Source organism: Duganella lactea (assembly GCF_009857505.1).
Classification (GTDB): Bacteria; Pseudomonadota; Gammaproteobacteria; order Burkholderiales; family Burkholderiaceae_D; genus Rugamonas; species Rugamonas lactea.
On sequence record NZ_WWCP01000037.1, the window covers coordinates 32327 to 44402 of the forward strand.

Sequence of the window (12076 nt, forward strand, 5' to 3'; positions counted from 1 at the left end):
CCCCGGTGTCAGACCTGACACCGGGGCTTGTCGTTACGGCTGGACCGCCACTTTGGTGACGTAGTACTCGGTTTCGCCGAAGCATTGGGTCGGCACGCCGCGGTGTTGGGCGTAGCTGAGCACGACGCGCTTGCCGGTGGCCGCCGTCAGTTCGCTGGCTACCCGCGGATCGCGGACGCTGAACTCGAATTTCTCCGGGATCGCGCCCGGCATCGAGGTCAGCAGAATTTCGCCTTCCCAGGTTTTGCAGATCCAGCCACGGGTGGAGAATTTCTGCAGGTAGCCGGCGCGCTCGCCGTCCGAGTAGGAGATGTTGAGCATGGCCCAGGTGTAGGCGGCCAGCATCAGCAGGGCGGCCATCAGCAGGCCGAGCGAGTAGAGGATTACACGTTTCGAGGTCGTCATGGCGGCTATAGTATCACGCGTTGTGCTGGCGTTTATGGCGGATCGATGACCACAGCGAGACGCCGATGAAGGCCACGCCCGACAGGCCGGTGATCCACTCCGGGATATGGTATTTGACGCTGGCCAGCATGATCAGCGCCAGGATGCCGATCGCATAATGCGCGCCATGCTCCAGGTAGACGTATTCGTCCAGCGTGCCCTTGTGCACCAGGAACACCGTCAGCGAGCGCACGAACATGGCGCCGATCGCCAGGCCCAGCATGATGATGACGACGTCGGTGGTGATGGCGAACGCGCCGATCACGCCGTCGAAGCTGAACGAGGCGTCCAGCACCTCCAGATACAGGAAGCCGCCGAAGCTGCCCTTGGCGATGGTGGCCGCCACCGGACCGACGCCGGCCTCGGTGGTGTCATCGTCGTCGCCGCCGGCCGGTTCCTTTTCTTCCAGCAGGCCGCTGATCCAGCCGACCGCCAGGTAGACGATGACGCCGACCACGCCGGCGGTCAGCACCTTGTATTGTTGGTCGGCGCCGACCAGCGAGACGCAGCCAAACACCGCCGCCAGGGTCAGCAGCACCGCCAGGCTTTCGGTGCCGTGCTTGCCGATGCTTTCCTCGATCCAGCCCAGCCAGTGCAGCTGCTTGCGGTCGTCGAACAGGAAGTTGAGGAACACCAGCAGCAGGAAGGCGCCGCCGAACGCGGCCACCTCGGCGTGCGCGCCGGTCAGGTAGCGCGAGTATTCCTGCGGCGTGTTCAGCGCCATGTGCCACACTTCCATCAGCCCCAGCCCGGTGGCCATCGAGACGATCAGCAGCGGGAACACCAGCCGCATGCCGAACACCGCCACCAGAATGCCGACCGTCAGGAATAGTTTGCGCCAGAAGGCGTTCCAGTGCTTCAGCACCGAGGCGTTGACCACCGCGTTGTCGAACGACAGCGAGACTTCCATGATGCCGAGCACGGCGGTGATCCACAGCGCCTGCGCCAGGCCGGCCATGCCGCCATGGTTGTAGCCCCACCAGCCGCCCAGGGCCAGCAGAATGAAGGTGACGGCGAACGAGATTCTGAAGTGTTGCATGGTTGTCTTTGTTGAAATGTACGCAATGGCTGAATTTTATATTACTTGCTTCCACCGCTGTGGGGCCATCTGCCATAATGTCGCCACAAAAATGTTAGGGATTTCACCATGGACCTCGCTTACCTCGTTACCCCCTTGCTTACCTGGCTCACGGTGGGACCGATCAAGTTTCTGATTAATAGCGCCAAGGCGCGCAAATGGGCCTTCAATCTGGTTGGCAACGGCGGTTTTCCGAGTAACCACAGCGCCGTGGTGTCCAGCATGGCGACCTTGATCGCGCTGCGCGAGGGCATTGGCCATCCGGCCTTCGGCGTGGCGGTGACGCTGTGCTTCATTGTTGTCATTGATGCCAATAGCCTGCGCCAGCACGTCGGCAAGCAGGCAGCGGCGATCAACCGCATCGCCAAGGAAGACGGCGGCCACACCTCGCTGCGCGAGCGCATGGGGCATACCGTGGTGGAAATTATCGGCGGCCTGGCCACCGGCATCGCCATCGGTCACCTCGTTTACGTCCTGTTCGGCCGCGGCTGACACGGTCCGCTCTGTCCGGGCGGGTGTCCGATCCCGCCCATCCCCTCTACCGTTCATCCGCTTATTTGGCGTTTCAGCCACAAATTCTGCCGTCCGTCGCACTGTGATTGACCTGACAAGGTCCGTCGCGGATACTCTGCGCCCTGTAGTCTGGCTAATTCTAAAAGCACCCCGCGTGCCACTTTTCGGAGAACTTTATGTTGCGCAAAACCCTATTAGCGATCGCCATTGCCTCTGCCCTGGTGGCATGCGGCAAGTCAGCCAAGGCGCCGGAGAACGCTGGCGCCAGCGCTTCGGCCTCCGCTACCGCAGCGAAAGACCAGCCGAAAGTGACGCTGCAGATGTCGGCGGAGGATACGCTGACCATCACCTCGGACGCGCTGGCCTCCGGCCCGGTCATCACCGGCTCGATCCAGCCGGAACGCCGCGCCGACCTGCGCGCCGAGGTGGGCGCGATTGTCATTCAGGTACTCAAGGAAAATGGCGAGACGGTTAAAAAGGGTGACGTGCTGCTGCGGCTGGACGACACCTCGATCCGCGACAGCCTGACCTCGGCCGAGGAGGCCACCCGCGCCGCCGAGCAGTCGCTGGCCCAGGCCCAGCGCATGTACGAGCGCCAGAAAACCCTGCTGGCCTCCGGCATGGTGTCGACCACCGCGCTGGAGGACGCCGAGGTGCGCCGCAACAACGCCCAGAGCGATCTGGCGGCGGCCCGCTCGCGCTCGGTCGCGGCGCGCCAGCAACTGACCCGCACCCTGGTGCGCGCGCCGTTTGACGGCATCGTCAGCGAGCGCAAGGTGTCCAACGGTGACACCGCCCAGGTCGGCAAAGAGCTGATCAAGGTGATCGATCCGAGCAGCATGCGCTTCGAGGGCACGGTGTCGGCCGACAAGGTCGGCGTGGTCAAGGTCGGCCAGCCGGTGCTGTTCCGCGTCAATGGCTATGGCGAGCAGCCGTTCAACGGCAAGGTCAAGCGCGTCGATCCGGCCGCCAACGCCATCACCCGCCAGGTGGAAGTCTTGGTCGAGTTCGCCGACAACAACCGTCCGGGCGTGGCCGGCCTGTACGCCGAGGGCCGGGTCGAGGCGCAGAGCGCCAATTCGCTGATGATTCCGCCGTCGGCGCTGGTCCAGGCCGGCGACAGCAACTATGTCTGGCGCGTCAACAACGGCACGCTGGCCAAGGTGCCGCTGACCATCGGCACCCGCGACGAACGCAGTGGCCGCTGGCAGGTGCTGTCCGGCCTGAAGGCCGGCGACATGGTGGTGCGCGTGCCGGCCTCCGGCTTCAAGGATGGCCAGAAGGTGGTGCTGAGCACGCCGAAGGCGGTGGCCTCGGCGTCGACCCAAACGTCGGGCAAATAAAGGATAACCACCATGTTCTTATCGGATTTTAGTGTCAAACGGCCGGTCGCGACGATCGTGCTGATCGTCGCGATGATGTGCCTGGGTCTGATGGCGCTGACCAAGCTGCGCGTCAACCAGAACCCGGACGTCGAGGTGCCGTTCATCGTCGTCGCCATTCCGTATCCGGGCGCCTCGCCGGAGACGGTCGAGCGCGAGATCGTCAATCGCCTGGAAAAATCGCTGAACTCGATCACCGGCGTGACCGAGATTAACAGTACCGCTTCGGAAGGCTCGGCCAGCATCTTCATCAAGTTCACCTTCACCAAGAACCTGATCGAGGCCTCGGACGAGATCCGCAACGCCATCGCGGCGGTGCGCTACAAGCTGCCGATCGAGATGCGCGAGCCGATCCTGCAACGGATCGACCCGTCGGCGCAGCCGGTGATGCAGATGGCGCTATCGTCCAGTTCGCAAAGCCACGCGGCGATTTCGCGCCTGGCCGAGGACAAGCTGGCCGACCGCTTCCGCAGCATCGACGGCGTCGCCTCGGTGAATATCGACGGCGCCCTGCGGCGCGAGCTGAGCGTGCTGCTGAAGGCCGAGAAACTGCGCGAATACCATGTCTCGGTCAACGACGTGGTCAACGCGCTGCGCAACCAGAACACCAACGCGCCGGTCGGCAAGGTGCGCGGCGAGCTCGATGAAAAAAGCATCCGCCTGGTGGGCCGCATCGAGCGTCCGGAAGAGTTCCAGAAAGTGGTGGTCAAGCGCAACGGCGACGACCTGGTGCGCCTGGCGCAAGTGGCGACCATTGTCGACGGCTTTGCCGAAACCAATAGCCTGAGCGTGCGCTCCGGCAAGCCCAACGTCGGTATCTCGGTGACCCGCTCGCGCGACGCGTCGACCGTGACCGTGGCCAGGAAGATCAAGGCGATGGCCGAGGAGATGCAGAAGGAAATGCCGGCCGGCACCAAGCTGGACATCACCCAGGATGACGGCGAAAACGCCGAGTCCAGCCTGGACAACGTGATTCACGCGCTGGTGTTCGGCGCCGGCCTGACCATTTTCGTGGTGTACGCCTTCCTCAATTCGTGGCGCTCGACGCTGATCACCGCGCTGTCGCTGCCGACCTCGGTGCTGGCGGCCTTCATCGGTGTCTGGCTGTGTGGCTTCACGCTGAACTTCATGACGCTGCTCGGGCTGTCGCTGGCGATCGGCGTGCTGATCGACGACGCCATCGTGGTGCGGGAAAACATCGTCCGCCACATGCAGCTGGGCGCCGACCGCCGCACCGCCGCGCTGAAAGGCACGGCCGAGATCGGCATGGCGGTGGCCGCCACCACCTTCTCGATCATGGCGGTGTTCATTCCGGTGGCCTTCATGCCGGGCATTACCGGTGAATGGTTCCGTCCGTTCGCGCTGACCGTGACCTGTTCGGTGGCGGTGTCGCTGATCATCTCCTTCACGCTCGACCCGATGCTGTCGGCCTTCTGGGGCGACCCGCCGGACCACCACGACGCGCCACGCCGTGGCATCGAGAAGTATTTTGCCCGGTTCAACGTCTGGTTCGATCGTCAGGCCGACCGCTACGGCCGCGTCATCGCCTGGGCGCTGCATCACCGCCGCTCGATGGGCGTGATCGCCATGGCCACCTTTGTCGGCGCGATCTACCTGCAGGTGGCGCACGGCGGCGCCAGCTTCGTGCCGGCGTCGGACTGGGGCACGATCGCCATCGATGTGCGGACGCCGTCGTCAAGCTCGCTGGAATACTCACGCCGCAAACTGGAAAGCGCGGCCGTGATCGCCCGTTCGCTGAAGGAAACCAAGGACACCAACAGTTACGTCAACCTCAGCGGCGGTCGCGTGTATGTGGACGTCGGCAAGAAGACCGAGCGCGATCGCGGTGTGGTCGAGATCGCCAAGGAGCTGCGTCAGAAACTGGCCGGCCTGGTCGGCGCCGAGTACACCGTGCTGGACGACCTGAGCAATGGCGCCCGCAAGCCGGTGCAGATTGAATTCACCGGCACCGATTCGCGCAAGCTGATGGAAATCACCAACGCCTTCATGGACCGGCTGCGCAAGGTGCCGGGCGCGGTCGACGTCGGTCTGTCGGAAATGGATCCGAAGGACGAGCTGCAGATCGTGCTCAACCGCGGCCTGGCCAACTCGATGGGCATCGCCGCCGGCGACGCCGCCAGCGCGCTGCGGGTGGCGTTTGCCGGTATCGAGGTGGGCGACTGGGTCGACCCGACCGGCGAGTCGCGCGACGTGGCGGTGCGCCTGGCGCCGGAAGACCGTACCAGCGCCGAGAACATCGAGCGCCTGCCGATCGCCGTGGCCGGCACCAACCAGATGGTGCCGCTGGACCAGATCGCCAGCGTGACGATGGGCAAGGGCCCGTCCACCATCAAGCACAAGGATGGCAAGCGGGTGATTTCGGTCAGCGCCAACGTCGAGGGCCGCTCGCCGGGCGAAGTGACCAACGACGCCATGAAGCTGGTCAAGGACATCGACTTCCCGCCCGGCTACGGCCTGGCGCTGGGCGGCGCCGGCAAGGACATGCAGGAAGTGTTCGGCGCCATGGGGATCGCGCTGGTGGCTGGTGTCGGCCTGATGTATCTGATCCTGGTGATGCAGTTCGGTTCCTTCACGGCGCCGCTCGGCGTGATGCTGTCGCTGCCGCTGTCGCTGATCGGCGTGGTGCTGGGTCTGCTGGCCACCAACAGCACCATCAACTTGATGAGCTTGATTGGCGTGATCATGCTGATGGGCCTGGTGGCGAAGAACGCCATCCTGCTGCTGGACGCGGCGCGCAAGCGCCAGGAAGAGGGCTTCAGCCGCGAGGAGGCGCTGATGTACGCCGGCCGCATGCGTCTGCGGCCGATCCTGATGACCACCTTCGCGCTGATCGCCGGCATGTTGCCGGTGGCGATAGGCCTGGGCGAGGGCGGCGAGTTCTACCGCCCGATGGCGATCGCGATCATCGGCGGCACCATCACCTCCACCTTGCTGACGCTGCTGATGGTGCCGACCTTCTACGACAGCATCGAGATCAGCAAGGACCGCATGGGCGCCAAGTTCCGCCGCCGCGCGGCCCGCTGGCCGGTGGTCGTGGCCGGACTGGTGACGCTGGTCGAGGCCATCCTGACCTTGCTGCTGATCCGCTTCGTGTTCCGCGCGATCGTGCGCGGCGTCCGCAAGCTGACCGGGCGCGGTCCGAAATCGCCGCAACAGCCGTTGCAGGAGGATGCACGCAAGATTGCATAAAAGCATTCTTGATGGATCAAGAGAAAGGGCCTGCGGGCCCTTTTTTGTCGCTCAGGATGCAGAGCGTATGCTCGGTTTCAAGGTTTTAATTAGTATTCGCCCTCTAGCCGAGGTGTTTTATTTGTGTAGTATGCTGCTGGCCATCCCGTACCGCCGGCTACGGGGCCGATAAAACCATTCATAAAGCGAGACTACCATGCAGCCCAAGTACCTTACTCTGATCATTGCCGCCGCCCTGGGCGCTGTTTCCGTTGGCGCGCAAGCGTCCGGCTATCGTTTCGGTTCGCAGAGCATCTCCGGCCAGGGCACGGCCGACGCCAACGGCGCCGAAGCGGCGGACGCCTCGACCATCTTCTACAATCCGGCCGGCCTGTCGCGCCTGGACGGCACGCAAATCAGCGTCGGCACCACCGTCGTGATGCCGCACTCGACCTATAACGACACCGGTTCGACCCGCTTCACCGGCACCCCGACCGGCGGTAGCGCCGCCAACGACTACGTGCCGACCGCGGTGGCGGCGCCGTCGCTCTACCTCAGCAAGAAGCTGGATGACCAGTGGACCGCCGGCTTCGGCCTGTACGTGCCTTACGGCGCCAAGCTGGACTACGGCAACGACTGGAACGGCCGCTACGCGCTGTCCAACATCAAACTGGAAGCGATCACGCTGAACCCGTCGGTGGCGTGGAAACTGAACGAACACCACGCCTTCGGCTTCGGTATCGACGCCGAGTTCATGAAGGCGGAACTGGGCCAGGCGGTGGATGTACCGGGTTCGGTCGCCGCGCTGTCGAGCGGTGCCGGCGCCGCCCAGGGCGCGGCGCTGATCCGTCAGATCGCCACGCTGGGCGGCAATCCGGCGCTGTTGCGCACCGCGCGCGACGGCCACGGCTCGAACGACGGCAAGGACTGGGGCTGGGGCTTCAACCTGGGCTATATGTTCACGCTGGACGAGAACACCCGTTTCGGCCTGGCATACCGCTCGTCGATCTCGCACAAGTTGCGCGGCAGCACCGTGTGGGACTTCTCGCAGGTGACCAGCGATCCGATCGTCAACAAGGTGCTGCAGACCGCCTCGCGCAAGCAGAACTCGGCCGCACTGGTGGCGCTGCGCACGCCGGAAACCCTGTCGGCTAACGTGTTCCATCAGTTCAATTCGAAATGGGCCGGCATGGCGGACGTGACTTTCACCCGCAACAACCGTATGGGTAACCTGGACATCGAGTTCCCGGGCACCACGGAAGGCGCGGAAGTGATTCGCCAGCAATGGAAAAACACGGTGCGCGTGTCGCTGGGCGCGAACTATGCGTTTAGCGAAAACCTGACGCTGCGCGGCGGTATCGCGCACGACCAGTCGCCGGTGAAAAGCGCCGAGTTGACCCACCCAGCGCTGCCGGACAGCGACCGCATGCAATATTCGATTGGCGCCAACTGGAAGCTGAGCCCGCGTTCGTCGATCGATCTGGCGTATAGCTTCCTCGACTTCAAGGATGCGCGAATCAACTACAGCAACCAGTGCAACCCGCTGGCGACTGCTTGCACCGGCAATGGTGAAACCACGCGCGGCGTTTATCAGACGCATCTGTCGTTGCTTGGTTTGTCGTATAACTACAAGTTCTGATCGCGTTCGGCGCGGTGTTTTCAAAAGGGCCTGCGGGCCCTTTTTTTCGCGTGGCCTTTTCTATTGGCCGCGCGTGGTGGACGGTGGCGGCTCTTGCTGCGGAGGTGGCGTGCTGCCGGTGGTGCCGGTCCCGCTGGTACCCGTAGCGCCTGTGCCCGTGCCGCTGGTGCCCGTACCCGTTCCGCCGGCGCCGCTGCCGGATGGTGTGGTGGGGTTATCGGGTGTGGTGGTGGCGGGCGGGGTGGTGGTATCCGGCGTGGCGGTGGCCGGGGATTGTGGCTGGTCTGCCGGACGCTTGTTGCAAGCGCCCAGCAACGTAACTGCCAGCGTCGCGCCCAGCAGCGCTTTGATGGTGTGAGGGAGGATAGTCATCATTTTTCCTTTCGTTCAAAAAGAAATAATTAGACTGCGCCGGCTGACCGGCAGTTCCCGCCTCAAGCCACTTTGCGGTCGCCGTCGATCGGTTGGTCGGCGTCGCTGTTGAAAATGGCCTGGTCGGTTTCGCCCAGCACGCGGCTGGTGACGGCGCCGGCGGTGACCGAGCCGCTGACGTTGAGCGCGGTGCGGCCCATGTCGATCAGCGGTTCGATCGAAATCAGCAGGCCGGCCAGCGCCACGGGCAGGTTCATCGACGACAGCACGATCAGCGCGGCAAACGTGGCGCCGCCGCCCACCCCGGCCACGCCCACCGAGCCGATGGTGATGATGGCCAGCAGCGGCGCGATAAAGCCGAGGGTGAACGGATCGATGCCGACGGTCGGCGCGATCATCACCGCCAGCATCGCCGGATAGATGCCGGCGCAGCCGTTCTGGCCGATGGTGGCGCCGAACGAGGCGGCGAAGTTGGCGATGCCTTCCGGCGTGCCCAGGCGCTGGGTCTGCGTCTGCACGCTCATCGGAATGGCGCCGGCGCTGCTGCGCGAGGTGAAGGCGAAGGTCAGCAGCGGCAGGATTTTCCGCGTCCAGCGCAGCGGGTTCAGGCCCAGGCCGGTGACGATCAGCAGGTGCACCCCGAACATCAGCAACAGCGCGCTGTACGAGGCCAGCACGAAGTCGACCAGGCGCAGGATGTCGGTGTAGCTGGAGGTCGACACCACCTGCGCCATCAGCGCGAACACGCCATACGGCGTCAGGCGCAGTACCAGCGTGACGATGCGCATCACGATCGCGTGCGCCACCTCGATGAAGCGGGCGAAGGTGGCGAAGATCTCCGGCTTCTTGTCGTGGATGCCGGTGGCGGCGATACCGATGAAGACCGAGAAGATCACCACCGCGATGGTGGACGTTTTGCGGCCGCCCGTCATGTCGAGGAAGGGATTGGCCGGAATGAAGCTCAGCAGCATGCTCGGCAGCGAAATCGCCTGCGCCGATTCGACTTTGCCTTGCAGGTAGACGCCGCGCGCGATGTCGGCGGCGGAAGCGGTCAGGCCGACCGCGCTCAGGCTGAAAACCTTGGCCATCAGGATGCCGATGCTGGCCGCGATCAGCGTGGTGAGCATCAGCGTGCCGATGGTCAGCGCGCTGATCTTGCCGAGCGCGTTGATGCCTTTGAGCTTGAGGATGGCGCCGATGATGGACACCATAATCAGCGGCATCACAATCATCTGCAGCAGCTTGACGTAGCCGCTGCCGACGATGTCCAGATAGTCGCCGGTGGTCGCCACCTCGGCCGCGCCGGCGCCGTAGATCAGTTGCAGGGCCGCCCCCAAAACCACGCCCAGCCCCATACCGGTGAACACCCGCACCGAAAATGACGCCTGCCGGCGCTGCTGCGCGTACAGAAAACCGAGGAGTGCCAGCGCCGCCAGCAGGTTGAGAATCACATTTATCGCCATGGCTTGCCCTTACTACCTTGTTGTAACCAATCACGCATTTTATCTGCCTGCTTAGAAGGTCTGGAGATTATTTAGCTATATAGCTATTCGTAAAGCATATATGAACTGTTGTAATTAGTTATGTTTTGAAACGTATTGTTAATTATCGTGATAACGCGACGGTACAATTTAAGGTCACCTATCGCAAAGGAGTGGCGCATATGACTATGAACATGAAAGTGGGTACCCGCCTCAGTTTAGGTTTCGGTCTGGTACTGATGCTGTTACTGGCGGTGGCGATACTCGGCCTGTTCAACATGAGCACGATCCATGCCAAGCTGGAGCGCATCGTCAATGAGAATGCGGTCAAGACGCAGCTGGTCAACACCATGTCCGAATCGGTGCATATTGTGGCGCGCGTGTCGCGCAGCGTGGTGCTGTTGCATGAACCAGCCGCCATCCGTGCCGAGATGGAGAAGGTGACCAAGGCCCGCGCCGACTACAACGCGGCGGTCGAGGCGCTGGCCAAGATGCCGGCCACCGCCCAAGGCGTGGCGATCCGCGAGCGCATCGCCGGGCATGCCAAGGCCACGCGGCCGATGAACGACAAGCTGTTCGAGCTGGCGCTGGCCGACAAGGACGCCGAGGCCACCGAGTTGCTGATGAAGCAGGCCGGTCCGAGCACCCAGCAATGGCAGGATGCGATGGACCAGTATGCGGCGTTGCAGCAGTCCACCAATGAGGCCGATGCGGCCGAGGCCAGCGCCGCCTATCAGCGCGCGCGCACGCTGATGGTGGTGCTGAGCGGTCTGGCGCTGGTGGTCGGCGCGGTGGCGGCGGCGACGATTGCGCGCAGCCTGTTGCGTCAGCTCGGCGGCGAGCCGGACTATGCGGCGGAAATCGCCAGCCGGATCGCCGCCGGCGACCTGACGGTGGTGGTGAATACCGCCGGCAACGACCAGCACAGCATGCTGCACGCGATGAAGATGATGCGCGATGCGCTGGCCGGCATCGTCGCCGAGGTACGTGTCGGCACCGAGACCATCGCCTCGGCCTCGACCCAGATCGCCAGTGGCAACCAGGATTTGTCGGCGCGTACCGAGCAGCAGGCCAGTTCGCTGGAAGAGACGGCGTCGTCGATGGAGGAGCTGACCAGCGCGGTGCGCCAGAACAACGACAACGCGCGCCAGGCCAACCAGCTGGCGCAGTCGGCGTCATCGGTGGCGCAGCAGGGTGGTTCGGTGGTGGCGCAGGTGGTCGACACGATGGGCGCGATCCATGAGTCGTCGCGCAAGATTGTCGACATTATCGCGGTGATCGACGGCATCGCTTTCCAGACCAATATTCTGGCGCTGAACGCGGCGGTCGAGGCGGCGCGCGCCGGCGAGCAGGGCCGTGGTTTCGCCGTGGTGGCGTCCGAGGTGCGCACGCTGGCGCAGCGCTCGGCGTCGGCGGCCAAGGAGATCAAGGAACTGATCGGCAATTCGGTCGAACAGGTGGCGATCGGCAGCAAGCTGGTGGCGCAGGCCGGCCAGACCATGGACGACGTGGTCGCCAGCGTGCAGCGCGTGACCGCCATCATGGCCGATATCTCCACCGCCGGCGACGAGCAGAGCGCCGGCATCGAGCAGATTAACCAGGCGGTCAGCGAGATGGACACCGTGACCCAGCAAAACGCGGCGCTGGTGGAGGAGGCGGCGGCGGCGGCGGAGGCGATGCAGAATCAGGCCGTCAATCTGGAGCGGGTGGTCAGCGTGTTCCGACTCGATGGCGTGAGCACGCCGCGTCCGGCCGCCCCGGTGGCGGCACGCAAGCCGGTGGCGCCTGCGCGCAAGCCGGCACCGGCTTCGATGTCAGTGACGGCCAGTGCGGCCAAACCGGCGCCGCGCGTGGCGGCGCCGCCGCAGAAGCAAATCAGCACCGCCAAGGCCGGTGGCGATGATTGGGAGGAATTCTGAGATAATTGTGACCCGCCCGGTCGCAGCGCCGGGCGTCCAGTCACTCTTTTATGGATCAG

9 protein-coding genes are annotated in these 12076 nt (G+C 64.2%); 5 read left to right on the top strand and 4 right to left on the bottom strand.

Going from position 1 to position 12076, the window contains the following annotated elements:
- Positions 1 to 33: 33 nt before the first annotated feature.
- Both GTP44_RS22370 and GTP44_RS22375 read right to left on the bottom strand, forming a co-directional pair.
- On the bottom strand, positions 34 to 405 hold the full coding sequence (locus GTP44_RS22370; RefSeq protein WP_160992242.1) for a DUF8785 domain-containing protein: 372 nt from the start codon (positions 403 to 405) through the stop codon (positions 34 to 36).
- 13 nt (positions 406 to 418) lie between these two features.
- Positions 419 to 1483, bottom strand: a complete 1065-nt coding sequence (locus tag GTP44_RS22375) for a DUF475 domain-containing protein (protein WP_161021153.1) — start codon at positions 1481 to 1483, stop codon at positions 419 to 421.
- Positions 1484 to 1591: 108 nt separating this feature from the next.
- Here GTP44_RS22375 and GTP44_RS22380 point away from each other — a divergent pair, with 108 nt between their 5' ends.
- The 4 genes from GTP44_RS22380 to GTP44_RS22395 all read left to right on the top strand — a co-directional run bounded on the left by GTP44_RS22380 (position 1592) and on the right by GTP44_RS22395 (position 8245).
- Positions 1592 to 2014, top strand: coding sequence for a divergent PAP2 family protein (locus GTP44_RS22380; RefSeq protein WP_161021154.1), 423 nt, complete (start codon positions 1592 to 1594; stop codon positions 2012 to 2014).
- A 197-nt stretch (positions 2015 to 2211) separates the two neighbouring features.
- Positions 2212 to 3378: an efflux RND transporter periplasmic adaptor subunit gene (locus GTP44_RS22385; protein WP_161021155.1), complete on the top strand. Its 1167-nt coding sequence runs from the start codon at positions 2212 to 2214 to the stop codon at positions 3376 to 3378.
- 12 nt (positions 3379 to 3390) lie between these two features.
- Complete coding sequence (locus tag GTP44_RS22390; RefSeq protein ID WP_161021156.1) at positions 3391 to 6627, top strand: efflux RND transporter permease subunit; 3237 nt, start codon at positions 3391 to 3393, stop codon at positions 6625 to 6627.
- A 196-nt stretch (positions 6628 to 6823) separates the two neighbouring features.
- Entirely contained in the window at positions 6824 to 8245 is a 1422-nt protein-coding gene (locus GTP44_RS22395) for an OmpP1/FadL family transporter (protein ID WP_161021157.1), read from the top strand.
- Positions 8246 to 8305: 60 nt separating this feature from the next.
- On the opposite strand, the gene GTP44_RS22400 is transcribed toward GTP44_RS22395, so the two are convergent.
- Together GTP44_RS22400 and GTP44_RS22405 are read right to left on the bottom strand one after the other, a co-directional pair.
- On the bottom strand, positions 8306 to 8617 hold the full coding sequence (locus GTP44_RS22400) for a hypothetical protein (protein WP_161021158.1): 312 nt from the start codon (positions 8615 to 8617) through the stop codon (positions 8306 to 8308).
- A 62-nt stretch (positions 8618 to 8679) separates the two neighbouring features.
- Complete coding sequence (locus GTP44_RS22405; protein WP_160992236.1) at positions 8680 to 10080, bottom strand: L-cystine transporter; 1401 nt, start codon at positions 10078 to 10080, stop codon at positions 8680 to 8682.
- 200 nt (positions 10081 to 10280) lie between these two features.
- Here GTP44_RS22405 and GTP44_RS22410 point away from each other — a divergent pair, with 200 nt between their 5' ends.
- Entirely contained in the window at positions 10281 to 12017 is a 1737-nt protein-coding gene (locus tag GTP44_RS22410; RefSeq protein WP_229257034.1) for a methyl-accepting chemotaxis protein, read from the top strand.
- The last annotated feature ends 59 nt before the right edge of the window (positions 12018 to 12076 follow it).